Here is a 26,205-nt window from a genome sequence, read left to right on the forward strand (position 1 = left end):
TTATTATTTGAATGAGAGATAAAGTGTTTACCTTCATTCGCGATGCGGAGCATGATAGCCTAGTAAACTTGTGTCGGTGTAGGGATGAAAAGACAACTAACAATGCTAACTCGCCAAATTGATTCGAAGTCAGGCGTCGTCACCTCCAATGAGATGATGGACGCGAATCCCCATTCTCCTGTTTTGGTGAAAACCATCGACATGCCAAAAGGTTACATTGATGCGCTGCATCAACACACTTGGCATCAAATCATCTTTCCTATCAAAGGGTTATTGCAAACACAAACTGAGCATTATCAGCATTTGGTTCCGCACACCTCTGCGTTATTTGTTCCTGCGGGTGTTCAACACGAGTCGATTGCTCTAAGCAATACGATATTTGTTGGTATTTACCTCAACCCTGAGTTTGGTGCGACGTACGAGCCACAAGTGAGAACCATTGCTTTAACGCCGTTTTTAAATGAGCTTTTACAAGAGATCCGCAGACAGTGTGAAGGTGAGACAAGCCACGAAGAAGTGCTGCATTTGCTGGCGGTGTTGCATGATCAAATTTTGAAAAGCAACGTGCAGACATTTCAGTTATTGCTGCCACAAGACAGACGACTAAAACTGATTTTCGAGCAATTGACTGACGAGCCCGCGTTGAGCTGTTCGCTAAAAGAGTGGGGGGAGAAAATTGGGGCGTCTGAGCGTACTTTATCACGGCTGTTCGCCAAGGAATTCAACACTTCATTTCTGCTTTGGCGGCAACAAATTCGGCTAATTTACTCGCTTTCTTTGTTAGATGAATCGTTGCCAATCCAAGCCATTGCAGACCTAGTGGGTTATCAAAATGACTCATCCTACATCAAAGCATTTAAAGCCTATTTTGATATGACGCCACAACAGTTTAGAGTGAACGGCGCATCGCGCAGGTAGAAATACAGAGCTTCGACTTCACTTAATGCTTTTGAGTAGAAGTCGCGAAACTTCCTTTTTGAATTTCAATTACATGGTATGAATAACAATGGCACCAACGATAAATACTCGAGTGAATCAATTCTGTTTTGGTCAGCCCCAAACGTCGCTGTCGTTGGAAAAAGAGCCCCTCAAACCGCTTGCTCAGGGCAAGGTTCGGGTGCGACTGGAGGCCACCAATATTAACCCAAGTGACTTGCTTTCCATTCATGGTGTTGGGCAATACCGCCGCGTTCACATACCACCTCGCGTGCCGGGATTTGAAGCGGTTGGGCGTGTGGTGGAAGTCAGTGCAGTTGGTCAAACTGACCTTCAAGTTGGGCAAAAGGTGTTGGTGGCGATGAGTGGTACTTGGCAATACTACATAGATGCCTCGCCTGAGAATCTTTTTCCGCTACCTGAGAGTTTGGAGAACGGCTATGCCTGTCAGTTGTACATCAACGCGTTAACCGCGTGGGTGATCACCACTAAAGTAGCTAAGTTGAACAAAGACTATGTGGTGATCATCAATGCAGCAGGGTCAGCGATCGGTAAGATATTTGCCCAGCTCGCCCATTCACTGGGTTTTACACTGATTGCTGTGACCTCAAAGCCAGACGAGTATCCGTACGATACTATTCCAGTGTTGGACGCGAAGAAAGACTTACAAGCGCAGCTGCAAACGCGCCAACTGCCACAACCAACGGTCGCTCTGGACGCGATAGGTGGTGAGGCTGGCACGGATCTCATTCGTACCTTGAAAGAAAATGGCCAATACATCAACTACGGAACATTGTCGTTAACGCCTTATACGCCTGAGTTTTTTGAATCGATGAAGGCCAACAACATCGACTTTAGTACATTCTTTTTGCGGTATTGGGAAGAATCGGTAGGTAAAGGCGGGAGAAAGACGGTGTTCGCTGAAATGTTAGAACACTTTATTAGCAGCGACATAAAGTTAAACGTTGCATATGATCTGCCGTTAGAGGACTTTCAAACAGCGATTGAAATGGTTGAGCGACGCTCGTCAGCAGTGTCAGGAAAAATCATTTTGACGCTGTGAATTACAGTGAGCCTGTTGAGAAAAGGGAGGATAAAATCCTCCCTTTTTTATGGGTTTACTTGTAATGATTGGGCTATTTTAGATGGAAGATTTGCTCTGTTTCGAGCGATGTCATCGCACGTACTTGACGCCAAATGTAATAAAAAATACCGAACATCATCAACATACTTGGGATGGCAATCATTGGGTAACTGTACAGCGTCATTTTTCCTAACTCTTCGTTAAAGGCAGCAGTACCAGAAGGGCTAGTCACAATCCAAGTCGCAAGGAAGTAGTTCATTGCAGATGAGAACGCAAAAGTACTTGCAAACAGGTAGTTAGAAGACATAAGGCAACGTTCGAACGCATCGGTTTTACCATTTTCTTTTAAACGTTGGTTAATCAACGCGAGATTCAACACTGTGTTATTCAGTACTAACTTCTGCATCAGTGGGTAGCGGGTAAACGTTGAACCCAAAACCGCTAAACCGATCAGGCCAGGAATCAGGGCTTCTTTTAGTGCTAACCAGCGTGTATCAAGCTCTAACAAGCCGATGCCACCAGTTAGTAGAACACTGATAAAGCCCAGAGCAGAAATAAAGTTAAATTTCTTGTTACGGACAAGGTCCATACCGCCATAAATGATAGGAAATAGCAAAGCGACAACCAGCGCCATTGCTGTCCCTAGATGCTCATCGCCACTAAACTTCATCAAAATGAAGGAAGGGATAAATACGTTGAAAAGGATTTCAAATAAGGGATTCGGCTTTTTCGCCGTCGTGTTACTCATAATGTTTTACTGACTCTACTCTATGTCGGCTGTTATTGTACTTTGACAAGAAGTGTTCATCTAGTCGCGCTTGATGTAAAGCGTTAAAGCGTCGAGTTGTGTAACGACTTATGAAATAGACCGGAGCATAGCCAGTTAGTTTACATGATTGACTACTTTTTGTGTCTTAATGACTCTCCTTCTGTGCGATGATCTGATTACGCGCTCTGAATAATCGAGTCGCCACTGTGTTGTGGTTGAGCCTCAAGGCTTGGGCAATTTCATCATGATTCAACCCAGCCACTAAGCTCAAGAGCAACGGCTCTCGGTATTTGGGTTCGAGAATCATCATTTGTTTTTGAAGCCAATCTTGGGCCATGTCGTAGTCACTGCCAGGGTAGGTTTTTGTCTGTATTGCACACTCATCAATGTCGACAAAATCGTACTGTTTTCTATCAAAGCGCCGAGCATTCTCACGACGCAAAATAGTAATGAGCCAAGACTTCGCGGCGTTGGGGTCATTTAATTTATCAAAGAATCGCCACGCTTTCAGAAAGGTTTCTTGCGCTAAATCTTGAGCAAGGTGGTGATCTTTGCATAACCAATACGCGAGACGGTAAATCTCTTGGTATCGATCTTTCGTCAGTGCTTCGTAACGTTTATGTTTTTCCATAGCATTAAGATAAAAAGTTTGGAGAGCACGTTGTGTCTGCCAGATGAACGACAACCCTTTTTATCGCTTTTACAGTGATAAAAAGGGTTGTTCGATTAGGAAGACAAATTCGAAGAGTTAACCTTCCAAATATCGAAGGGTGACTCTGATTTCTTTCTTACACGCTTAAAATGGTTGGTTGGAAAAGCGTGAGTACTGGATGGCATCTGCGACTTCCTGAGCTTTAGACTCTGAAGTCATAAGGTGAAGTAGCTTAAGAGCAGCTTGATAGCTAACTAGGCTACCGTTCGAAGTGATAACGCCATCATCAATGACAAAATTCTGGTCGACTTGTACTTTGACTGCTGGGTAATCTCTTTGAAAGCCGTTTTCACCTCCGGCCCAAGTTGTTGCTTTTTTGCCGTTTAAAAGGCCAGCTTCGGCTAACAAATACGCGCCAGAGCAATTACTTGCCATCCAATCTGCCGCCTTTGAGGTAGTTTTAATAAAGTGAATGAGATCTTTATTTTCGATTAGTGCATCCATGTCATAGCTGGATGTTAAAACCAATACGTCGAGTTCCGGCAGATCACCAATCCAAGCATCCACACCAATTTTTAATCCTTCTTCAGTGGTGATGGTTTTCTGATCTGAGACGGAAATGGTGAGCACGTCATAATCACTAAACCAAGTGAGACGACTTGCGACGCCAAAAACCTCTAAAGGAGCAGTAACATCAGAGGTCAGTACGCCATCGTAAACCAGAATACCAATTCGTTTATCTGCGGCATGTGCTGTTTGAAGCATCCCAAAGAATAGGACTAGTGTCGCTATCAATAGTTGTAGTGCATTCTTCAATCCGTTTTTACCCATGGTTTTTTCCTCGTTAACAGAGCATCAAGTTATTGAGGTTCATTATATTTAGGCTAATTAGTGATTGAAGAGCCAGTTTGTCTTTACTAAAGTGAATAAAATTCATGAATAGAGTTCATTGGTTATATGGATAAGATACGGTCCCTACGATTTTTTATTGCCACTTTAGATGGCGGTAGTTTTGCTGCGGCTGCCAAAGTGTATGGCACTGACCCTTCGACCGTGAGTAAAGCCATACATCGTCTTGAAAGCGATTTGGGTATACAGCTTTTTCAACGTTCTACGCGACAGAGCCGCCTGACAGAAGCTGGTCGTAGGTACGCAAATACTGCTAGGTTTGTACTGGAGGAGCTGGCGGCATGTGAGGATTCATTAAAAAGTCACAATGATGCGCTTTCAGGGCAGCTTAAGATTAATGTGCCAGTCTCGTACGGTCGCCTCTATATTCGTCCTTTATTAAAAGAGTTTTGTCGCCGCTACCCTAACATCACTATCGATATTCATTACGATGACGCCTACGTTGATATTATTGAGCAAGGTATTGATGTGTCGATTCGCTCTGGTGTCGTTCACGATAGTCAATTGATTGTGCGTCAGCTGAGCCCTATCGATTTTATCATTTGTGCCAGTCAGGATTACTTAGCGCGCCATGGTGTTCCGAGTGGCCCGGATGTATTCAATGACCATTCTTGGGTTCGTTTTCGTTTTAAACAAACGGGGAAACTGTTGCCGATTCGGATGCCAGAACCAGACGGTGCGAGTGAATATGACCCCGAAAGAAACTATATTGTAAATGACGGTGAATCCATGGCAGAGCTTTGCGCAGAAGGCTTAGGATTAACTCAGATTCCTCATTTTATCGCGAGAGACTGGCTTAAAGCGGGGCGTTTAGTGCCGATATTTCCAAGCATGCGCCAAGCAGGAAATGGCGTGTATCTTCTCTATGCCAACCGGGAATATGTGCCTGCCCGAGTGAGGGTGTTCATCGATTTTATCACTCAAGCAATACAGGATATGGATGAAACGCCATTCCATACTTGGGCTGAAACGTTGCCGATTTATCGACCGAACCAAGGCGATTGAAAACTTCATGTGAGTCTTTGGTTAAAAACCCCTAAGCTATATGGTGCTTTTATTGGTTTTTGTTAGTTTATTGGGCGTTATTATCGAAAAGCGCAGTTTGCTCTTCGTCACTCATAAAGGAAAGACAATGCCAACTAAGATCTTAGTGCCTGCTTTGGCCCTACTTCTCAGCGCATGTGGCGGCGATGGGGAGTCGTCAGCCCCAGCAGAAAGCGGCTCACAAAACACAGGTTCCACATCGTCACAAGGCACATTTGCCGAGCAGATGCTTGCAGCGGTCAACAGCGCCCGCTCTACTACACAACAGTGTGGTGCAACCACCATGCCACCTGTTGGGGCCCTGACTTGGAGCTACGATTTGGAAAGCGCCGCTTATCGACATTCAAGCGACATGGCGAACAGCGATTTCATGAGCCACACAGGCTCTGATGGCAGCAAAATGTCAGATCGAGTTAACGCAACGGGCTATGCTTGGAGCGCCATTGGTGAGAATGTCGCCGTAGGGCAAAGCAGCATTAACGCCGTCGTTAATGCTTGGTTATCGAGTGAAGGTCACTGCCTTAATATCATGAGTGCGGATTTTGATCAGATGGGCGCGTCGCTTGTCGAAAATCACTCTGCACGCTACGGGTATTACTGGACTCAGGTTTTTGCCAAACAGCGCTAATGCAGAAGCCTGATAGATAAAATAAAACGCCAGCAGTCACTATCTGCTGGCGTTTTTGTTATTTACATCTCTTTTAGCTTGTCAGGTTACGAAGTTTTGGGTCATCCGCCAGGTATTCAACAAATTCAATCTCAAAACCTGCAGGGTCAACAAAATACACATTTTTGCGATATGGTTCATCAGCACCAGGTTGGGCAATCGGATAACCTGCATCGGTTAGTCTTTTGATGATTGCATCGACGTTGTTGGTCACATAAGCAAAATGCGCTAGCCCAACTTGGTGCCCGCTCAACTCGCGGTTTTCTCCTTCGCCATGGTCACTCATGGCTATGTATTGATACTCGTCGCCAAAATGTAGCCAGTTTCTTGGTTTGCCACTCCATTCGCCTTTACCTTCATCACGCACGTACCAATGTGGAAATGCAGTTTGGTAAAACTTCAGCATTTCAGGGATATCTTTCACGACTAAGTTAATATGTTCTAGTTGGATCATGATGTGCTCCTTTTTGTCATTTTCTAGCCAACGATGAATATGCTAAAACCTCAAGTAAAGTTGAGGTAAAGGGCTTTTTTAAAATTTTTTAGGATTGATATCTTTGGATCTGGATACATTGAGAGATTCGGTGGGTTTGGTGCTTTGAATCTGAGAGCTGGGTTAGGGGCTTGCAACCTTGTTTCACCCTTTGTTTATTCGTGCTAATCATTTTCGAGCGAGTTTGTGGTGAGTAGATTCCCAGTCTCACCTAGGTTCGCGGGAATGACGGAAAGAGAGCTAAACGAGCAGCGTCATTCTGAAGGAGCCTAAGCGAGTATTCAGAATCTATTTGCAGCGCGTTTTGATGCCGGTGGAGTGAATTGAATTATCTGTGACTGTAAAACTTGCCACCTTGCGCTCGGAATGATGAGATCTTAAGAGTTTGATATAAGGGGGAGGTTAGGTGGGGTCGTTGGTTTGAGGCTGAATGTTGGGTTAGGTGTTTGCAACCTTCTTTCACCTTTTGTTTGTTCGTGTTCTTGCTAATCATTTTCGATCGAGTTTTTGGTGAGTAGATTCCCAGTCTCACCTAGGTTCGCGGGAATGACGGGAAGAGAACGCTAAACGGACAGCGTCATTCTGAAGGAGCCTAAGCGAGTATTCAGAATCTATTCGCATCGCGTTGTGATGCTGGTGGAGTGAACTGAATTATCCGTGATTGTAGAGCCATTCCCTCCAGTTTGAACTCGGAGCGCTGAGGGATTTGCTTACACCTCTCCCCAAACCAAAAAAGCCAGCAGTTAATACCTGCTGGCAAAGTCTTTGGGCTTCTAGGTTTTTTTGATTTTATTTCTTGTTACTCATCGCTGTCACGGTGCCCCGATTGGTTTTCCGGGGAAGAAAACACAGCACCATGCGCTTTGTGCTCAAGAAATTGGAGATTAACCTTGCTTACGGATTAGGTAGTCAAATGCGCCTAAGCTTGCTTTTGCACCTTCACCCATCGCAATGATGATCTGCTTGTAAGGAACGGTTGTTGCGTCACCCGCTGCGAACACACCTTCTAAGCTAGTATCGCCACGGCTACCGACTTCAATCTCGCCGCGCTCAGATAGGGCTACTTCTGAATCTTTTAGCCATTCTGTGTTTGGTACTAGACCGATTTGAACAAAGATACCTGATAATTCAATCTCTTTGATTTCATCTGTGTTGCGGTCTTTGTACTTCAAGCTTGTTACGCGAGTACCGTCGCCCACTACTTCTGTTGTTTGCGCCATCGTGATGATGTCTACGTTTGGTAGTGAGTTCGCTTTGTCGATAAGCACTTGGTCTGCACGAAGTACGTCTGCGAATTCAAGAACCGTTACGTGTTCTACGATACCAGCAAGGTCGATAGCAGCTTCGATGCCTGAGTTACCACCACCGATAACCGCAGTTTTCTTGCCTTTGAACAGTGGGCCGTCACAGTGTGGGCAGTACGCGACACCTTTGTTGCGGTACTCTTGCTCACCCGGAACGTTCATTTCACGCCAGCGTGCGCCAGGGCTTAGGATAACACTCTTACTCTTCAGCGTTGCGCCGCTTTCAAGTTGGATGTGAATCAAACCATCTTCTGTGTGTGCTGCGCCCATTAGCTTCTCAGCTTGTTGCTCAGTCACGACGTCTACGTCGTATTCTTTTAGGTGTTCTGCTAAGTCAGTTGCTAGTTTTGGACCTTCAGTACGTTTTACCGAAATGAAGTTCTCGATTGCCATGGTGTCCATAACCTGACCACCAAAACGCTTAGCAACAACGCCAGTACGAATACCTTTACGAGCAGCGTATAGTGCAGCTGCGCTACCACCAGGACCACCGCCGACAACAAGCACGTCGTATGGGTCTTTTTCGCTCAGTGCTTTTGCGGCTTTCTCGCTTGCTCCGTCATCCACTTTGTTTAGGATTTCAGTCAGAGACATACGGCCTTGACCGAATAGCTCACCGTTCACGAATACGCTTGGTACGGCCATGATGTCGCGTTGTTTCACTTCATCTTGGAACAAACCACCGTCGATCATGGTTGCTTTTACTTTCGGGTTGATCGCCGCCATCATGTTGAACGCTTGAACCACGTCCGGACAGTTTTGACACGACAGTGAAATGAAGATTTCTACGTCTAGATCTTTGTCTAGTGCTGCGATTTGCTCAATCACTTCTGGTTCTAGTTTGATTGGGTGACCGCCAGAGTGAAGCAGTGCCAATACTAGAGAGGTAAATTCGTGACCCATTGGCAAGCCTGCAAAGCGTAGTGCTGTGCCTTTAGCTGGGTTAGTTACCGCCATCACTGGTTTACGTGCGCTTGCGTTGTCGTCACGTTCAACAGTGATTAGGTCGCTCATCTCTGCGATTTGGTTCGCTAGAGACAAAATGTCATTCGATGCTTTGCTTTCATCTAGACTAACCACTAAACGAACTTCTTCTTTTACATTAGCCAGATATTGTTTGAGTTGTTGTTGGATCGCTTGGTCTAACATAGTTGTTACTACCTTAATTAAATAGTTACCAATCAAAACAAGTATTTGTTCATTCTTGCTAGCTAAAATCGTTGATAACTGCGTTATAGATTTTGTAGTTAGAGTAACTAGCTATCGAAAATCTATGCCTGGTTCTAAACGATTTTTTCTACGCAATTACTGCACACCTACTTATTCAGACAGGTAATAAAAAGTGGTTACTGTAGATAAAACCTGAGGGGGAGAGAGCAAATCAGGCAGAAGGTCGTCAAGGTATCTAACCTGAAGTGCTCTCTAATTCAGTTCTAATCAGAAAAAGGAAATCGGAACTGATTAGAACTTAAATTTCAGTGGCTTAGATTTTGCCAACTAGGTCTAGTGATGGAGCTAGTGTCTCTTCACCTTCTTTCCATTTTGCTGGGCAAACTTCGCCTGGGTGTGCTGCTACGTATTGAGCTGCTTTCACTTTGCGTAGTAGGTCTTCTGCGTCACGACCGATACCTTCAGCAGTGATTTCCATTGCTTGGATAGTACCTTCTGGGTCGATTAGGAACGTTGCACGGTCTGCAAGACCTTGACCTTCACGCATCACACCGAAGTTGTTTGTGATGTTGCCTGTTTGGTCGCCAAGCATGTAGTACTGAATCTTACCGATTGTGTCTGAGCTGTCGTGCCATGCTTTATGAGTGAAGTGTGTGTCAGTTGATACTGAGTAAACTTCTACGCCACGTTTTTGTAGCTCTTCGTAGTGGTCTGCTAGGTCGCCCAGTTCTGTTGGACATACAAACGTAAAGTCTGCTGGGTAGAAGAAGAATACTGCCCATTTACCTAGAACGTCTTGTTCTGTTACTTCAACGAATTCACCGTTTTTGTACGCTGTAGCTGCAAATGGTTTGATTTGAGTATTAATCATAATTTACTTTCCTTTGAATGTTTTAAGCTGAGCTGTTGTTGCTTTCGGAAAGTATATTCTCATCGGAGTGTGTTTAAGGAAAATCGCTTGTAACTATCCTATTGATAGCCATTTCCTATTTCACTTGATAGGCATATCCGATGTAGATGAGTTTGCTTTGATAGGTTTTATTGAAGATGAAGGCAGATTAGCAATAGAGAATACCGATGATTACTTTGAGTAGATCGTCTAACTAAGATCGAAGGAGCCTGCATCTCGGCAGGCTCTTTCTAATAGGAAGTGGTGAAGCGGATGCTTCTATCTTGTTAGCTCAGATTGTCGAGCACTTTGCCGCACAGCTTCTTCAGCATGATCATTTCATCCAGCTCTAATGTGATTTTACACATCATGGCATTTGGCACCGACTTAGCTTGTTCTTTAAGGTCACGACCTTGCTTGGTTAGGTTGAGTACGCGAACGCGTTCATCGGTTTCACTGCGACCACGCTCTACATAGCCTTTTGCTTCTAAGCGTTTAAGCAGCGGTGTGAGTGTGCCTGAGTCCAAATGCAGTTGTGACCCCAACTCTTTCACACTGGCACCATCTTTCTCCCACAACACCATCATCACTAAGTACTGCGAATAAGTCAGATCAAGCTCGTCCAGCAACGGGCGGTACGCTCGGATCACTGCATTTGCTGCGCTGTAGAGCGGGAAGCAGACTTGGTTTTCGAGTAAGAGTTTATCGTCGTCGGTCATGGTGTTGTCGGTGTAACACTGGCTCATTGGCGTTGCCTACCTGCTCACAGGGAAAGAGAGTCATAAAATAAGTTGTGCACAATATAGTTGCAAACGACCTTTACTTCGATATAAGATTGCAAGCAATTAAATTGTGCGCAACTTAAATTAAGAAGGACACTCGCATGACTACTCTATACAAAACTCAAGCTACCGCTTTGGCTGGTCGTAATGGTCAAGTAAAAACTGATGACGGTCTTCTCGATCTAGAGCTGTCATACCCGAAGGAAATGGGCGGCACAGGCGCAGCAACTAACCCAGAGCAACTGTTCGCAGCGGGTTATTCTGCGTGTTTTTCTAACGCGATTTTGCACGTAGCGCGTGAAGGTAAAGTAAATCTGACAAGTGCACCCGTAACAGCGCAAGTGGGCATTGGTCCGAACGACAACGGCGGCTTTGCATTGACAGTGAGCCTAGCGGTAGAGCTAGACATGCCACAAGAACAAGCGCTAGAACTAACGCGCATTGCACACCAAGTTTGCCCATACTCAAACGCAGTTCGTGGCAACATTGATGTAGCAGTAACGGTAAACGGCGAAGCGATTTAAGCGGTTCTTACCACGTTACAAAGACAAGAAAGCCTGCAAGTACGCAGGCTTTTGGTTTATTTGATGGCGGTGCAGAAGCTAACGTCTGCATGGTGCGTTTGTGGGTCGAAGCTGTGGTAAAGCTCAAAGCAAGGACGGTCGTCGTTCTCAATACCGGATTCAATTACCTTGCTCATGACATCATCCCATGCTTTTGAGTATTGGCTCGGGTCAGTAATGTGCTGGCGCATCACCGCATATTGACCACCGGGGAAGTCTTGCAGCTCAATGCCTTTTGGAACTTCCGTATCTTCTGGCACCATCAAGCAGATATCAGTGCGACACTTCTCGTCTGGCGTGATTTCTGGATTGTCATGGTAGATGAAGATGCAGGTATTGCCTGCCAAACCTTTCATTCCTGCCCATTGATACAAGCGACCTGATGGCTCCTCATAGCCTTGGCCGTAAGGGCCGTTTACGCGAATGTAAGCCAGTTTTGCTTTTTCAAAGTTTTGCGTTTCCATTGTCATGCTCCATTTGGTGAGTTCAGAGCCAGTATATGAATCGCTTGGTGTTACTTCGTTTCCATTCTTGCGCAACGTGTGTCCAATCTTGCTGTTTCGTGCTAATTCAGAAAACTGCTGGTAGTTTTCGCAGTCGCGAAAGGCCGTAGGTGTAACGCCATAATGTTGCTTGAAGGCTTTGGCTAAGCTCTGTGAGCTAGAAAATCCGTACTCTAAGGCAATGTTTAATACCGGTTGCTTGGATTTGAATAAGTCATCGGCGGCGGCTTCTAGACGCAAACGTCGAATGAAATCAGCCAATGTCTCGCCTTGCACGGCTTTGAAGGTGCGATGAAAGTGATAAGGAGAAAGGTTCGCCAGCGCGGCCACTTCTGGCAGATTGAGTGGTTCATTAAAGTGTTGTTCTAAATAACGAATCACAGGAACCAGTCGTTGGTGGTAGTCGACGCGCATCGGGGGATTTCCTTGTTCTGTTCAGCTTGTTTTCTCTGCTCAAAGCCTACCGCAATCCAACAAGCTTGCAAGGGAGCAGCGTGAGAAATGCGTGGCGAGATGAGCGTCAATCAGTCACACTCAACGAGCAGATGTTTAAGCAAAAACGTTGCGCCCATTATCTTTACTAACCGCTAGGACAATCATGATAGCTTGGAAACAGTCTCTGCCAGAGTACGAATGGCTCATTCATCAAGTTTGGTACTTGGAAGTGCCAGAGGGTGAAGTCATTGACCCCAAGCCGCACCTTATCCCAAACCCGCGTGCTCATTTACTCTTTACGCCACCAGAGCAAGGCTACAGCTACGACACGGGACACACAAAGCTTGCTGGCAAAGGCTGCCACTTGTTAATGGCTAACGAACATTTACTGTTGTTGGAAGATACGGCTCCCATCAAGCGTATTGGTATCACCTTTCGCCCAGAGGGTTTTTATGCCATTGAATCACGGTTTAGTGATGCATCCCAAGTTAGTGCAATTAACCAATGCGAATGGTTTGATTGGCTTAACGCGGCGTTTGATGAGCGCTTTCAACAAGGCTTATGGCAGTTAGAGTTGCAAGGTTCATCGCAATGTTTGCTGAGCTACATCAAACAACATTTAGATGCGTTAGATATCGAACCTTGCCGTACCAAACCGTTTTTGGCGTCACAAAAAGCGGTATCCGTGATGGACGCTCAAGCGCTACGTTCACCTGAGTTAGCGATGGATATTGATGAGATAGCCAAACAGTGCGCCTGTTCTCGCAGAACGCTTGAGCGCAGTTTCAAACAAGTGGTGGGGTTGAGCGTTAAGCAGTATCAACAAATGGCGCGTCTGGAGCAGATGATTTTGACTCTCTACAAGCAACAAGAAGCGATTGATTGGGCGAGTTTCTCACAACAATTTGGTTTCAGTGACCAATCGCATTTGATTCGTACCCTCAAACATCAGCTAAGAAAAACGCCGAGCAAATACCTGAAAAAACGTGACTTAACCATCGATATCTATGGCGATTTTGAGTCGTAATACATTGCTAATCAGCCCGAAAGTTGTCGCAAAAATCCAATTTTTCTCTTATCCGCTGGGCTACTATTTTCAGCAGATAACGAGGTAACACATGTCATATCAAAAACTAAAACAAGGCGAAGCCATTCCATTTAATGAATCGTTGACTATCCAACTGATTCAAGGCTCTGATCTACAAGATATTATCGAGATGCTGAACGACGATAAGGTCAATCAGTATCTGTTCTTCGCACCTGCTGATAACAACCTGTATGAAGGCTTCTTTGGCCCTATTATTGAAAATACGGCACAAGCGATTAAAGACGGTGTTTGGTCAGATAGCCCAACGTTCGTGATTCGTGACCAGCAAGGTCAGTACATGGGAATGTGTGCGGTGACCGCAGTGATGTTCTTAACTGGCAACTACGAAGTGGGTTATCAGTTACCTACTTGCGCATGGGGCAAAGGCGTCGCGACTCGCGCTTGCCAAATGATGACCGAGATTGGATTTACTGAGTTAAACGCCCATAAAGTCAGTGCCGATTGCTACGCTTCTAATGCTGGTTCTTACAAGACGTTAGAGAAAAATGGTTTTACTCAAGAAGGCCGTCAGAAAGACTACTATAAACTAGAGCAAGGCTTTGACGACAAGCTCTACTACGGTATGACCGCAGAGCAATTCGCGTCTTTAAATCGCTAATAATTAGCCGACAAAAAAGTAGCTAACAACAACGTAGCGAACAAAAAAGGCCGTTAACCCACATGCTCGGGTTAACGGCCTTTTCTATATTCAGCGCTAAATGGCTAAGACTTAGTTGCCTTGGTTTTGGCTTTGAAGCTTCTCTTTTGCTTCTTCAACCTTTGAGAAATCCAATCCCAACTCGTCTACGGCTTCTTTGATTAGCGCAGGGTTTTGCATCACTTGCGCCATCAGCATTTGTAGCTTGTCTTGTGGCAAACCTAGTTGGCTGATTGTTGCCATTGCCGCTAGAGGGTTTTGCGTCAGAGTCTGAAAAATCTCGTTGATTTGCTCATCGCTGATGTTGTTCTCTTTCAGCAAGGCGATAATTGGGTTCATCATATTTCCTTTCAATCAGTGTATGACTTGGTTGCCAGTATTTGTTCTAGTAGAATAATTGGGGCTCCCGCTCAACATTTCAATACCCCGTTAGCTCCATGTAACCAGTCCCAGAATGAGAGCCCTCAATACGTACTGGGCCTTCCCAATAAGGTACCGAAAGCGGCATTTTCGCGTTCGGGTTGAGAGCAGAAACGGTAAGCTCAATTTGCTGATTTGGAATCGACACTTGCCACTGGGTTGGATACTTTCGCCCTTGGATTTCTGTTTGCTTGGTTGCTATTAAGCGAATGTCTTTTTGAGAAATGGCGATGCCAGAGCCATCTTGCTGCATCAGCTTTGCGCTGGCGTAACTAGCTTGTCCGGTTTTGGAATCCCGCAACTGGAACACCACCAAGCTGGTTTTGTCACTCAACCTCAGAGCAAACCAGTCCCAGCCTTGTTGTGAGTCGAGTAAGAATTGCGAGCTCCACTCTCGATCTATCCAGCCTTCACCCGACACTTGATGAGTTTCGCCGTCGATGGTGACTTCACCGGAGACATCAATAAACGGTTGGCTGTAGTAATACGAAGCCACCTGACCATCGGCACTTTTGGTGCTGTAACCTTGCTCGCCTTGCTTTTGATAAGGTGCGCTGCTGGTCAGTTTTAGTGAGTAGCCAAACTGCTCTGAATTGGCATTTAGCGTGGCAGGGAAGAGGTCGTTGGTTGAAGAGGTCCACTGCCAATCATCGAGGTAAACACGAAATGGAGAGCTATCGACGCCGGCTAAGGACGCTTGAGCGCGTGACCATTTTTCATCTGCATAGTGTTTGTCGGTTGTCGTGACTGCGCTGTGCGCCATGTAGATTTGCTGAGTTTGCCACTCGGTTTTCTTCACGTCATCTTCGCCCGTTGGCGGCGCAGCAGCAAAGCGAAATTGTGTCCATTGAACGCCAAGTGGGTTGCCTTCTTCATCAATTAAGTTAGCGGTTAAGTACCACCATTCATGACGAAAGTTTGGGTGCGCTTGATGATCGGTAGGAAAGGTGAGTTCAACCCCTTTTTCTACGGGTGTGAATAGGTTGCTTTCGCTTTGCATATCTCCACTGCCCAGAAAAGTTCCCATATTTTGTTGCTGCGCATCTTCACAACCGAATAGGAATAAGCTGCTTATGAGTAGAGTAAGCTTGCTTGCCAATCGAACCATCACAAGACCTCGCTTTGCAAACTGGAGACGACAGGCTTACTGACCAATCGCCACAGCGGAATCAAGGTTGCGATCACTGCCACCAAGATGGTGATTGCCGCAATGCTCAGCGCATCACTCCAATTCCACAGATAATTTAAGCTCCAACCAAAAGCTCGTAAGGTGACGATGTCTGTCAGTACATAACCCACCATCGCACCGAGGGGCAGGGCAATGACCAGCGTAAAACTGACCAAAGCGACGATCTGCCCGACCACCATGGTCATTAATTTACGACGGCTGACGCCAAGTGCATACAGCCTTGCAATGGCGGCTTTGCGCGCGTCGAGCAACATAAAACAAGCACTGAACAAACCAATCACCGCGACCATCAACGTCACGCCGTTGAGTGCGCGTGTAATGGCGAAGGTCTGCGAGAAAATATCCAACGCGATGGATTTGATTTGCGCCTGATCGTAGAGCTGACTTGGATGCAGATTCAATTGCTCGCGCAGTTGCTCGTATACGATTTGTGGGTCTCCTGATACTTTAATGCCAAGGCTTGTTGGCAGGTCGGTAAAGCCACTCTCTTGCCATAATTTGGGTGCCAATAACACTTCACCGTTGGGTGAGCCGTAATCGTGGAATACCGCACCCACAAGCAGGTTCTTATTTGGAACGGCATCAAGCGTGAGCGCGCTACCCAGTGATAAACCCAGTTTGACCGCGGTTGGTTCACTGATAGCGACCAACTCACCTTGGTAAAAGCGTGACCAGAAGTTCTCCAAATGCGATTTGAACACCATGGTTTGTTCTAAGGTGTCTTTGTCTTTGGTACCAAGCAAAATCGGTAAGCCTTGCAGGTTATCGTCGACGTAGTATTGCTTGTAGACGGTCTCAACATTATTGAACTGCCCTAACGCGCGCTCTACATCAGCGATCTCTCCTTGGGCAGGGCTGACGTAAATATCGGCGTGTAGCCTTTGTTCTAACCACTGTTTTAAGGTGGATTCAAAACTGCCCACTAGCGTATTCATCCCCATATTGGCTGTAACGGCGAGTAGCAGTGCCATCATGGCGAGAGAAAGCGGAGAAATCAGCTCGCGCAACTCAGCAAAAAGATACTGCATCAAACCGGAATTGGTGCGTTTTTCACACCAATTGGCTAAGACGCTGAGTGTTTTGGGTAGATATAAAGGAATCGACACCACAAGCACGCCGAGCCACGCCATGGTGAAGCGGTGATGCTCACTCAACCATAACCCTGCGAGTGCGAGAGCCGTCAACGAAGCACCTATCACGAACAATTGGTTTTCGTTAGAGGCTTCCGGCGCTTGATAAAATCCGCCATGAGAGGAAAGCGGCTGGCGCACTCGCTGTTTAAAGTGCTGCCAACATGCCAGCAGGGTGGCGACTAACGTGAGTAGCAATGCTTGTGCCCACCATTGCCACTGCCAAGTTCCGGGCAGCAGTGTCGCGCCATAAAGTTGCTTTAGAGTCAGTGCCACGGTCGGATGTAACCAGTGGCTAAGCTGCATGCCCAATACAAAACCGAGGGAAGCGCCGATGGTAACGAGAAGAGTGAGCTCAACTAACAGCGCAGAGAACACAATGCTCGGCGCAACACCCGCTTGTTGAATTTGCACTAACAGCCGATTGCGTTTCAGCAAGCTGTACTTTACGCCGTTGTAAGCGATGAACAGCCCGACTAAAAACGCGAGTAAGCTCATTGCGGTGAGGTTGAGGTGAAAGCTGTCGGTCAGCGAACCAAGGTCTGTACTTTGGTTATTGGAAATCCATTGCCCTTGATCGCTAATCAGCTTCTGCCAATTTGCCTGCGTGTCTTTATCCCCTTTATCACCCGAATGGAAAACTGCAATGTAACTGAGCTGCCCTTGTTTATTGAGCAGTTGCTGGGCAAAGCCAATGTCCATCAACATTCGGCTACCTAACTGCCATTCGTCTGGTAGCACCACCACTTGGGTTGGAATGTCATCCAGAGTTAGGGTTTCTACTTCCCCTAAGTTTTGATGTTGAGATTGGCTCATCATCACGATCGGCTTACCGGCCAAAAGCTCAGGTAAAGGTAAAGCACTGTCGAACAAAGACACGTTTTGTTGGTTTTCTGACGAATAGCGCGAACGTGAGGAAATTGCGGCAATCAACTCACTACCTTGCACTGACCAGCGACGCCCTTGTTCGTCTCTCACTCGCCCTTCGATTACAGGTAGTGCTGCACTGAGCCCGTTTTGTCTAAGGGTGAAATAAAGAGACTCGGGCAGATAGTTTTGCCCTGCTGGTGGAATAATTAAGTTCTGAGCTTGTGCGCTAAGCTGCTCGGTAGATTCCGCATAACTTCGTTTGGCATTGAGGTTGATGGCTTGCACCGCAACGAATAAGGTCACAGCCAACACGATACCGATCAGAATCGCGGCGGCTTGCAGTGGCGCCTGCCGATAGTGCGCTGCAAACAGATTCAGGGCGAGTCGAGTATGAGTGAATCTGTTGTTTGATGGCTTAGTTTGCTTCATGGTGAAGCTCATGTTTGTTTACTTGATGGCTGTTCTGTAGCTGACTGTTATCCAATCGCAGCCGTGCTTTCATAAATTCAGCGCATTCATGGCTGTGGGTCACCAAGAGCACGGCGGTATTGCCTTGGGTGGTGATTTCACTGAGTAGTTTCATCACTTCCAAGCCTGCTTTTTGGTCGAGGTTACCTGTGGGTTCATCGGCGAGTAGAAGCTTAGGTTTGTGTGCCAATGCGCGCGCAATCGCGACTCGTTGTTGTTGACCTCCGGAAAGGGCAGAAACATGCCTGTCGAGAAGTTGGCTGATACCTAGAGTCTCGACCAAATAATCGCACCAGTCGTTCCATTTCTGTTGATTCAAATGCAGAGGGAAGGCGATGTTTTGCTGCACGTTGAGCGGCGTTAATAGATTGAATTGCTGGAAGATAACACCGAGTTTTTGATGTCGAAATCGGCTCCATTGTGGGTCTTTCCAAGCCGCCGTGTTATCGCCATCTAACCACAACTCACCATCGGAAAGCGGCTCAAAGCCAGCGATGACATTGAGCAAAGTACTTTTGCCGCTGCCACTTGCGCCCGTCAGCGCAACACTCGCTCCTGTGTTCAACGTGAAGTCGACGCCTTCCAACACGCGATGTGTCTCTTTGCCATCGACAAAGCTTTTGCTGGCGTGTTTGAGTGTGACAAGTGGGCTTTCCATTTCCTCTCCCTGTATTCAAAAGGTGTCGTTTCTTTTGGCAATGCTTATTGCTGTTCGTTCTTTAGAAACTTTAGACAACAATCAGATAAAAACAGCGATTTACATCGATTTCTTAATAACTTGTACTGAAAAGAAGAGGGAATAGATTAAACGAGAAGGGGATATGACAGGCATTAAAAAAGCCCGAGTCAGACTCGAGCTTTCAAATACATTCAGCGTAGTCAGCTTACACGTAGTACGCTTCAACTTCGCCTTTAAGCTTGATTAGCATTGGGTTACCGAAACGGTCTTTTGCTTTAGGAGAAGCAATTTTTACCCAACCTTCGCTGATGCAGTATTCTTCTACGTCAGTACGCTCTTGGCCGTTGATACGAATACCGATTTGGTGCTCGAAGCATTCTTTGATGAAGAATGGGCTACGTGGGTTACCCGCTAGGCGATCTGGTAGAGCTGGTTTAGCTGTGTCTGTCATTTTGTGTGACCTAAATTCCGTAAAAAGTGCGCTATTGTAGTCAGTGCACTGTGTGTGTTCAAGATATGTTGAGAGTCGATGCGTTGTTTAACTTTCAAGTAACTCCTACAACCCCTTTAAATACTGCGCGTTGGCTGTTGGTTGAATCATGGCATTCAGCGTTTGGACGGTTTGTTCGCTGTGTTCTTCAAGTAGAGCTAAGAACGCGTCAATCAACTCAGGTTTGCTTGCTGAGACTTTCGTTTCGGTCTGGATATCACGCAGATCGATCAACACATCGGTAAACAATTGCGGCAGATCGTGCAGCACTTGCAGGTTTAAGATGTTGTGCTCGCTGTAGATTGAATTGTGGCTGCCTTTTTGTTTTTGCACCAAGTAAGGATTGTCTTTTAAGTTGATGATAGACGTGCGTTTATCACAGCGTTTCAAACAACTTTTGTTGACCTTCACCTTACGGCATCCTTCGGTTTGTTGAAACAAACATTGGCGGCTCGTGAGTAGAGTGTTCGGGTGATAAATGCTGTAGAAGCTGCGCATGTTTTTCGGACGCTTTATGTGACGCACCTGCTTCATATTCAGCTCGTTAGAAACAAACGCGCCACTTGCCGCGAACTCGTCTTGAAGGCATTTAAACGCGTATGAGTTCACCGTGTTCAGTTGTGGGCCTGCCACCCAGCCTAAGCCGAGCTCTTTTGCGATCATGCCGACACCTGAGTTGTTGGTGATCAACCACTCAGGTTGGATGGTTTCCAAAAATACGCGCGCGGCGTGGTAGTCTTCGCCAATCAAAATGGCTGGGAACCAAGGTTTGAGCATTGGGTTGGCTTGGAACAATTCAATCATCGCGCTCAGTTCACCAGACAATCCCATTGGCAATTGATAGTAAACATCAACGTCGTGGTATTCGCACAGCATGGCTTCTTGTGCTGACGAGATCAGAACCGATAATTTTGGCGCACCTTGGCGAGGTTCTGGTTGAGGTAACGTTGGCAGAGTTGGCACATCAATCGACCCTTTCAAGCTGCTGCCGGATACTTGTGTTGAAGTGACATCGAACGACTTAGTTTGCTCTGCCACTTTCTCAATGATCGCGGTTTTGTCATCGTAGAGTTTCTTTTTCACCGCTTGTACATCATCAGCAGACTGGCATTGGTAAACCTTCGAAAAATGCTTTACAGCATGGTCGCGCGGGTTGTCGATGTACATCGCCTTGCCGAAATCACCTTGCAAAAATGCGTTGGAGAAATCACGGTTGAACACCGTGTATAACTCTGTGGTGTCTTCAGAGAGTTCCAAACCCTCGCACAAGCGATCGATTTGCTGGCGCCAATTGTCGACCACGGTATAGACGTAGTGCGATTTCTTGATTCGCCCTTCCACTTTTAATGAATACACGCCAGCATCGGCAAGCGCTTCCAAGTCCCCAAAGGCGGAGTTGTCTTTCATATTGAGTGGGTAGTTGTTGCCTGTTTTGGTCGTTTCGTACTGTTCGCGACAAGGTTGGCTACAGCGTCCACGGTTACCAGATGCGCCATTGCGAGCGGAACTGATGTAGCAAATTCCGGAGAATCCGATGCAGTATGAGCCGTGGACAAACACTTCCATCATTACGTTGTGCTCGCGACCAAATTGCGCCAGATGTTTTATCTCACTGATGTTAAGTTCGCGAGATAAGTTTACTCGGCTTGCGGTGAGCTGGTTGAGAAAGAGGATTTGGCCTTCGTTATGCGTGTTCAGTTGCGTTGAAGCGTGCACATCCAAATCGGGAAAGTGATGTTTGAGAATGTAGGCCAGACCGAGATCTTGTACGATCACGCCATCGATTTTGGTGGTGTTCAGTTGGCTGAGCAAGCGAACAATCGCTGGAATTTCACTTTCTAAAATCAGCACATTCAACGTTAGGAAAATCTTACAGCTGTGCTGATGGGCCAACGTTAACACGCCATTTAAGTTATCTAAGGTGAGGTTGGTCGCTCGGTTACGAGCATTGAAGCGGTCGAGCCCACAGTAAATTGCATCGGCGCCAGCGGCAATGGCGGCTTTGATGGAATCTAAATCACCACCGGGTGCTAATAACTCAAATTGATCGCGTGTCACTACTTTTCTCTTTCTTACTAAAATAGGCTGCAAATGTTACGTATTTCACGCTTTTGATGCTCGGCTAGTTAATGCTTTATTAATCTGAATCAATTTATCCGTGTTACACGGTCGACTCTTGAGTGGGTAGAGTGCAATTCGCGATAGCGGAATCTGACTTCTATACACTTGGTTTTTCTATATTTACAGTTTTCGACTCAGATAGAGAGGAAGGGACGACAAATGAAAAAAGTAATCATCGGGTTGGTCGTGGCGTTGACGTCATTGAGTGCGTTGGCTGGTGAGGGCGTGGTAACCGTTGCGAGCACGCATTCAGCAAAAGATACAGCGGATAAATTTGTCGCTATCGCGCAAGAAAAAGGGTTGAACGTCTTTGCGCGCATTAACCATCAAGAGAATGCCGCGAAAGTCGATATGACGTTGCGACCAACCGAAGTTATCGTGTTTGGAAACCCTAAAGTGGGCACGCCACTGATGATCTGTGCGCAGGAAGTGGCGCTCGATTTACCCCAAAAAGTGTTGGTGTATGAAGATGCTGAAGGCAAAACGTGGTTAGCTTATAACGATCCTATGTATTTAAAGCAGCGCCATCATATTGAAGGCTGTGACGAGGTATTGAACAAAATCAGCGGCGTGCTGGGCAATTTAACCAACGCGGCGGCGAAGTAGGGTGCAGTATTAGGGCTGCTTGTTATGTTGAAGAATAAAAAAGCCCCAATGATTGGGGCTTGAATGAAGCGAAGTATGCCGTTTAGAAATAGTGGAAGATCGGCGGTTCATGCATCAAGAAGTTTTGATGGGAGATGTTCCACGCATACGCGCCCGCTAAGGTAAACACAACGTAATCACCAATATCGACGTGGGCGACGTGTTGATTGCGTGCCAGCACATCTTTGGGCGTACAAAGCTGGCCGACAAAGGTCGCTTGTGCATGCTGAATTGGGTGAGAAATCTCATGGTGTTGCTCGCTTTTCAGGATGACGAATGGATGATCATGGCTCTGCGCTGCTGGCGTGCGGAAATGGTGGGTTCCTCCGCGCGCGATGACAAAGTTTTCGCCAAGATTTTGCTTAATATCCAGCACTTCCATTACGTAATAACCGCATGCCGCCGTGATGAAACGTCCGCATTCAAAACGCAGTGTCCAATCTTGCACTTGCTCTTTAGCGATGAGGAATTCCAACTTGTCGCAAAACTCCATCCACGGAAAGTGTTGCTCAGGGTTTTGGTAGTTGATGCCCATGCCGCCGCCCAAGTTGATCATCAGCTCACCGAGTTCGAACTCCTGTTGCCACGCCTTCACGACTTGGAAATAGCGCTGCATCAACGCTAAGTGACGTTCAACATCGAGCTGATGCGACATCAAGTGAAAATGGAAACCTTTCAGTGACACTTGCGGGAAATCGCGCAGCAACATTAAAGCATTACTCAGTTCGGACTCGTCCAAGCCAAATGGAGTCGGCTTGCCACCCATCGCCAACTTGCTGAGCGTGATGTCGCCAATATCAATGTTCATACGCAAAAAGATCGAAGTAGGGCGGTTGAGGCGCTCGGTTAGTGCTCCAATGCGCTTTAGCTCGGTGAGACTTTCGACATGAATTCCATCGACATCCAGCTCAATCGCTTGTTGCAATTCACTTAGCATTTTTCCGGGGCCACCGAAGATCAATGGCTTATCGAGTTGTTGCTGGTGGAGGTGTGTCAACTCCCCGCCAGACGCCGCTTCAAAACCATCGACATACGGCGCGAGCGTTTTGAGAATAGGGCCCGATGGATTGGCTTTGGCTGCGTAAAATAGCTCGACATTTTTCGGCAAAACGTGACGCAGTTGTTTGATGTGTTCTTCTAAGGCGTTTAGGTCATACACGTACGCGCACAAGGGTTGATTTTGCTGCTGTGCGAGCGTGTGAACTTGCTGGCTAACGCGTGTCGATAGGGAGAGTGAATTAGACATGTTGCGCTCCTTTTTCGTGTTGCTGCCAAGGCGCGGCGACTTGGGTATAGCCCGACTCCTTATCGGCTTTTTGCATCAAACGCGTGGTGAAATTATTTTTGCTTGGGAAGTGACCGCCATTCAGCAATGCTTCTAGTTCTGGCTGTTTTCCATTCACTGACTGCCAACGCACAATGGCACTTTGCACCGCATTCCACAGCGTTTGCTCTAGTGGCTCATCACCTTCTGCGATGAAGAAAATCGCTTCGCTGATGTTGTTGATAAAGGTGCAGTATCCGATGCGATTCCAGCCTTGTTCGCGACTGTAGTAAACCGATTGTCGCGCGCGTTCAGACAAGTCAGTTAATGTTTCTGCTGGCCAAAACTCTGGCAGTAACTTGGTGCCTTCCAAATCACGAATCCAAACACAACACGGCATCTCTTGTTCAAAGCCAATCAAGGTGTTTTGCAAATGCGGCTCAAACGCCACCCCGTGTTTGAAGTAGTAGTTAAACACACCTGGAATTAGGCAATGCAAATAGCGTTCAAACCACAGTGTCGCGATGTCGGAATAGCGATTTTGCGTAGTACGCGCTTTGTTTTTAAGGCGTTGAGCAATGCAACTGTTGCCGTTTTTGTCGTAAGCAAACAGAGCGCCAGCGAGGGTTGGTTTTAAGATGTCGACTTCGCTCAGCGAGAAATTTTCGCGGTATAAAATCCCAAACGATTCGCGCGCTTTGGTGTTGTCATCCCAATTACGCTCAGCGACACTTTCTAGATTCAATGTGGTGGCGTAAGGCTCTGTCATCACTTTAAATACGGGGTTGTGCAGCTGTTCGTTTTCTCGAATTGGTTTGAGAATCGACGTGAGCTGCACGGCGCTGTCGAGTTCGTACCACGCGTTTTTTCGCACGCAATTGGTTAATCGTACGTTGATGGAGAATTTCGCAAACCAATCCATATCTGGATGGTAGAGGGTACGAACTGAAGAGGTCGGCTGCATCTTTTCACCACCTAAACCCAGTGGCGTGATCTTGCCTTGTTCAATGGCACGCTTCACGCTTGGGTTGCTCAAAATGGTGTAGCTTTCCCAAGGATGGCAAGGGTAGAGGATCTTCCCATTGCTGGTGGTGTGTTGTGGCGCGAGCTGTTGTAGCATGCGTTGCGCAGGGTTAGCTTCTCCGTCGGAACTCAGCACATCAAGTAAGGACGTATCCACTTCAAACCAGTACAACGGGACTTGCGCGCCGACTTCTGGAGAAAACGCCAAGAGATCATCCATGGTGACGCCCGAACGACTTTTCGGGGTCGGATGGAAAGTATGCCCCCAAATCAGAGATTGTTCCGAAGCGATAAACTCGTTGTGATGCGATTTGGGCGCGACGTTGAGAAACTGCTCGGTAACCAGCACGCTATTTTCCAGTTGTTCGATCAGCTCATGGTTGAACGGGATCGCCAACACCTGCTTGAGATAGTTAAGCAAAAGCGTAAGAGTTTGCGTGGCATCCAATTTCGCCCAACCAGATCCCGGCATTTTCGCCCACGGCAGTTCTGCCAATTTGATTTTGCCCAGTTTGCTCGCGTAGTGAATCGGCAAAACCAGCACGTCATTTTGTTGAGAAAGATGAACGGCTACCCGCTGCTTGGCGGAATAGTTGCGTTTTAACGTTTGGGGTAGCGATGTCGATTGGTAGTGCCATTCCACTTGTTGATTCGGTAGCGCAAATTCACGTAAGTAACAATTAAGAACACCCATTATCGTGTTGAGTTGGGCCTTCTCACGATTGAGCTGCACATCATGCGCGCGCAACTCGCTAGTCTGAGAGGATTGAGTTTGTAACATGTTGATTTCCAAATTTTGAATGGAGAACCAGCGCGATCAAGGTGATTACGCTGACTATCGCAGAAAGTAGGAAAGGAACCTCAAGTAGCCCCAAGCTAGAAATGAAAGAAGCGCAAAATCCCGCTGCCACGCCCCCCCATTTGGACATGGCATCAAAGCGAGAAAATACTTTGCCACTGAGTTTGCGATCCAGATTGCTCGCAAGATGCTGATGCAATCCGTGATAACAACACACCATCGCGATGCCGAAGATAATTCTCGCAGCAATGAGTGCGGTTTCGGATGCAATCAAATGCAAGGCAGAGCTCACGGCAAGCAATGCAAACCCAAGCCACAACGTGCGCAGCGGTTGATGCCGATTCAGCCCATCTGACAACACGTGGATTTTGCCTGCCAGCAACAGATAGACACCATGCGGCAGTGCGTACAAAAAACCGATCCATGCGTGGTTAGTGATGCCATATTGCTGCACAAACGGCGAGAAATAAGGAAAGGTCACCACCATAGAAAACGCAAACCCGAACTGAGCAAAGAAGATCCAACGAATGGCATGCATTGCGTTTTTCTGTGCAACCGGTTTTTCTTGCTGAGGTTCTGAGTTTGGCTTTTCGAGGTTTTGGTCGGCGGGTTTATCCACTGGCAGTGTTAGCGTGATGCCCATCGCAATCAAAGGCAAAACGCATAACCACAGGTACGCGTTGAGCGGGTTGGTCTCTGACAAGCTCCAGCCGAGCCCAATGGGCGCAACGATCAGCGCCAAGCGAGCAGATAGTTGGGTTTTATTGAGTGACTTGCCGAGTGTTTTGGCTTCTTTAATTTGACTAGATAAGTAGCTGTTCGAGGCGGCCATGGTGCCGCCAAAGGTTCCTTGAACAATAAGACCAAACACAAACATGGCGAGGTTGTCTGCCAAGCCGCACAGCGCAAACCCTGCTGCAAGGCCAAGTTGCGCACGCAAGAGTGAGAGGCGGCGACCGTAGCGATCGGCAAAGTTGCCCCAAAATCGCGCCGCCAACGCAGTACAAAACGTAGGTAGGATAAACAATACCCCTGCCCAGTCCGCATCAATGCTTGCGCCTAACGTTGGCAACACGACGGGTAGAAATAGCGGCATACCTAACGCGGCAAACGCAGCGATAAAGTGGCACAACAACACACTGTAGATGAGTTTGGTCATAAT

General features: G+C 46.8%; 25 protein-coding genes. 8 read left to right on the plus strand and 17 right to left on the minus strand.

Annotated elements, in window-relative coordinates; genetic code table 11:
* Window positions 1-102 precede the first annotated feature (102 nt).
* Window positions 103-918, plus strand: coding sequence for an AraC family transcriptional regulator (locus R7E51_RS06570; protein ID WP_206957658.1), 816 nt, complete (start codon window positions 103-105; stop codon window positions 916-918).
* A gap of 88 nt (window positions 919-1,006) precedes the next feature.
* Window positions 1,007-1,999 carry a zinc-dependent alcohol dehydrogenase family protein gene (locus R7E51_RS06575; protein WP_017820074.1) on the plus strand — a complete coding sequence of 331 codons (993 nt, stop codon included), beginning with the start codon at window positions 1,007-1,009 and terminating at the stop codon, window positions 1,997-1,999.
* Window positions 2,000-2,072: 73 nt separating this feature from the next.
* Here the strand turns inward: R7E51_RS06575 and R7E51_RS06580 are convergent, their stop codons facing one another.
* The 3 genes from R7E51_RS06580 to R7E51_RS06590 all read right to left on the minus strand — a co-directional run bounded on the left by R7E51_RS06580 (window position 2,073) and on the right by R7E51_RS06590 (window position 4,272).
* Entirely contained in the window at window positions 2,073-2,768 is a 696-nt protein-coding gene (locus R7E51_RS06580) for a VC0807 family protein (RefSeq protein WP_017820075.1), read from the minus strand.
* Window positions 2,769-2,934: 166 nt separating this feature from the next.
* Window positions 2,935-3,465 (minus strand): sigma-70 family RNA polymerase sigma factor, encoded by a 531-nt coding sequence (locus tag R7E51_RS06585; protein ID WP_255209459.1) that lies wholly within the window; start codon window positions 3,463-3,465, stop codon window positions 2,935-2,937.
* 120 nt (window positions 3,466-3,585) lie between these two features.
* Entirely contained in the window at window positions 3,586-4,272 is a 687-nt protein-coding gene (locus R7E51_RS06590; protein WP_005383525.1) for a DJ-1/PfpI family protein, read from the minus strand.
* A gap of 126 nt (window positions 4,273-4,398) precedes the next feature.
* Between R7E51_RS06590 and R7E51_RS06595 the strand changes: the two genes are divergently transcribed.
* Both R7E51_RS06595 and R7E51_RS06600 read left to right on the plus strand, forming a co-directional pair.
* Window positions 4,399-5,355, plus strand: a complete 957-nt coding sequence (locus R7E51_RS06595) for a LysR family transcriptional regulator (RefSeq protein WP_017820076.1) — start codon at window positions 4,399-4,401, stop codon at window positions 5,353-5,355.
* Window positions 5,356-5,482: 127 nt separating this feature from the next.
* Window positions 5,483-6,022 (plus strand): CAP domain-containing protein, encoded by a 540-nt coding sequence (locus tag R7E51_RS06600; protein WP_017820077.1) that lies wholly within the window; start codon window positions 5,483-5,485, stop codon window positions 6,020-6,022.
* A 73-nt stretch (window positions 6,023-6,095) separates the two neighbouring features.
* Here R7E51_RS06600 and R7E51_RS06605 read toward each other — a convergent pair whose 3' ends face one another.
* The 4 genes from R7E51_RS06605 to R7E51_RS06620 form a co-directional block, all read right to left on the minus strand.
* Entirely contained in the window at window positions 6,096-6,515 is a 420-nt protein-coding gene (locus R7E51_RS06605) for a VOC family protein (RefSeq protein WP_005374615.1), read from the minus strand.
* A 923-nt stretch (window positions 6,516-7,438) separates the two neighbouring features.
* The gene (ahpF, locus tag R7E51_RS06610; protein WP_005374617.1) at window positions 7,439-9,007 is read right to left on the minus strand and encodes an alkyl hydroperoxide reductase subunit F; all 1,569 of its coding nucleotides are present in this window, start codon (window positions 9,005-9,007) and stop codon (window positions 7,439-7,441) included.
* A 334-nt stretch (window positions 9,008-9,341) separates the two neighbouring features.
* Window positions 9,342-9,899, minus strand: coding sequence for an alkyl hydroperoxide reductase subunit C (gene ahpC / locus R7E51_RS06615; protein ID WP_005374632.1), 558 nt, complete (start codon window positions 9,897-9,899; stop codon window positions 9,342-9,344).
* 305 nt (window positions 9,900-10,204) lie between these two features.
* Window positions 10,205-10,663, minus strand: a complete 459-nt coding sequence (locus R7E51_RS06620) for a MarR family winged helix-turn-helix transcriptional regulator (RefSeq protein WP_005374637.1) — start codon at window positions 10,661-10,663, stop codon at window positions 10,205-10,207.
* 137 nt (window positions 10,664-10,800) lie between these two features.
* Between R7E51_RS06620 and R7E51_RS06625 the strand changes: the two genes are divergently transcribed.
* The gene (locus tag R7E51_RS06625) at window positions 10,801-11,223 is read left to right on the plus strand and encodes an organic hydroperoxide resistance protein (protein ID WP_054700584.1); all 423 of its coding nucleotides are present in this window, start codon (window positions 10,801-10,803) and stop codon (window positions 11,221-11,223) included.
* A 56-nt stretch (window positions 11,224-11,279) separates the two neighbouring features.
* On the opposite strand, the gene R7E51_RS06630 is transcribed toward R7E51_RS06625, so the two are convergent.
* Window positions 11,280-12,179, minus strand: coding sequence for an AraC family transcriptional regulator (locus R7E51_RS06630; protein ID WP_009706616.1), 900 nt, complete (start codon window positions 12,177-12,179; stop codon window positions 11,280-11,282).
* 184 nt (window positions 12,180-12,363) lie between these two features.
* Between R7E51_RS06630 and R7E51_RS06635 the strand changes: the two genes are divergently transcribed.
* Entirely contained in the window at window positions 12,364-13,227 is an 864-nt protein-coding gene (locus R7E51_RS06635; protein ID WP_206957615.1) for a helix-turn-helix domain-containing protein, read from the plus strand.
* A 91-nt stretch (window positions 13,228-13,318) separates the two neighbouring features.
* Window positions 13,319-13,906: a GNAT family N-acetyltransferase gene (locus tag R7E51_RS06640; RefSeq protein WP_017820080.1), complete on the plus strand. Its 588-nt coding sequence runs from the start codon at window positions 13,319-13,321 to the stop codon at window positions 13,904-13,906.
* A gap of 111 nt (window positions 13,907-14,017) precedes the next feature.
* Here R7E51_RS06640 and R7E51_RS06645 read toward each other — a convergent pair whose 3' ends face one another.
* From R7E51_RS06645 to R7E51_RS06670, 6 genes are all read right to left on the minus strand, one after another.
* Window positions 14,018-14,284, minus strand: a complete 267-nt coding sequence (locus tag R7E51_RS06645; RefSeq protein ID WP_004746427.1) for a DUF2999 family protein — start codon at window positions 14,282-14,284, stop codon at window positions 14,018-14,020.
* A 79-nt stretch (window positions 14,285-14,363) separates the two neighbouring features.
* Window positions 14,364-15,473: a lipocalin-like domain-containing protein gene (locus tag R7E51_RS06650; RefSeq protein WP_017820081.1), complete on the minus strand. Its 1,110-nt coding sequence runs from the start codon at window positions 15,471-15,473 to the stop codon at window positions 14,364-14,366.
* On the minus strand, window positions 15,473-17,983 hold the full coding sequence (locus R7E51_RS06655) for an ABC transporter permease (RefSeq protein WP_054578598.1): 2,511 nt from the start codon (window positions 17,981-17,983) through the stop codon (window positions 15,473-15,475). The genes R7E51_RS06650 and R7E51_RS06655 overlap by 1 nt, the downstream gene beginning before the upstream one ends.
* Window positions 17,970-18,680 carry an ABC transporter ATP-binding protein gene (locus R7E51_RS06660; RefSeq protein ID WP_017820083.1) on the minus strand — a complete coding sequence of 237 codons (711 nt, stop codon included), beginning with the start codon at window positions 18,678-18,680 and terminating at the stop codon, window positions 17,970-17,972. The genes R7E51_RS06655 and R7E51_RS06660 overlap by 14 nt, the downstream gene beginning before the upstream one ends.
* A gap of 226 nt (window positions 18,681-18,906) precedes the next feature.
* The gene (locus R7E51_RS06665; RefSeq protein WP_005374689.1) at window positions 18,907-19,152 is read right to left on the minus strand and encodes a DUF3297 family protein; all 246 of its coding nucleotides are present in this window, start codon (window positions 19,150-19,152) and stop codon (window positions 18,907-18,909) included.
* A gap of 105 nt (window positions 19,153-19,257) precedes the next feature.
* On the minus strand, window positions 19,258-21,249 hold the full coding sequence (locus R7E51_RS06670; protein ID WP_017820084.1) for a U32 family peptidase: 1,992 nt from the start codon (window positions 21,247-21,249) through the stop codon (window positions 19,258-19,260).
* Window positions 21,250-21,471: 222 nt separating this feature from the next.
* Between R7E51_RS06670 and R7E51_RS06675 the strand changes: the two genes are divergently transcribed.
* Window positions 21,472-21,918, plus strand: coding sequence for a DUF302 domain-containing protein (locus tag R7E51_RS06675; RefSeq protein WP_017820085.1), 447 nt, complete (start codon window positions 21,472-21,474; stop codon window positions 21,916-21,918).
* Between the two features lie 82 nt (window positions 21,919-22,000).
* Here the strand turns inward: R7E51_RS06675 and R7E51_RS06680 are convergent, their stop codons facing one another.
* Genes R7E51_RS06680 through R7E51_RS06690 form a run of 3 tightly spaced genes read right to left on the minus strand, consistent with a single transcriptional unit; the run spans window position 22,001 to window position 26,202 of the window.
* A complete protein-coding gene (locus R7E51_RS06680) occupies window positions 22,001-23,203 on the minus strand; it encodes a type III PLP-dependent enzyme (RefSeq protein WP_017820086.1) in 1,203 nt (400 codons plus the stop codon).
* Complete coding sequence (locus R7E51_RS06685) at window positions 23,196-25,025, minus strand: IucA/IucC family protein (RefSeq protein ID WP_206957617.1); 1,830 nt, start codon at window positions 25,023-25,025, stop codon at window positions 23,196-23,198. The genes R7E51_RS06680 and R7E51_RS06685 overlap by 8 nt, the downstream gene beginning before the upstream one ends.
* Window positions 24,997-26,202: an MFS transporter gene (locus R7E51_RS06690; protein WP_206957619.1), complete on the minus strand. Its 1,206-nt coding sequence runs from the start codon at window positions 26,200-26,202 to the stop codon at window positions 24,997-24,999. The genes R7E51_RS06685 and R7E51_RS06690 overlap by 29 nt, the downstream gene beginning before the upstream one ends.
* Between the last annotated feature and the right edge of the window lie 3 nt (window positions 26,203-26,205).

This window comes from Vibrio sp. Vb1166 (assembly GCF_033338695.1).
GTDB classification, from domain to species: domain Bacteria; phylum Pseudomonadota; class Gammaproteobacteria; order Enterobacterales; family Vibrionaceae; genus Vibrio; species Vibrio alginolyticus.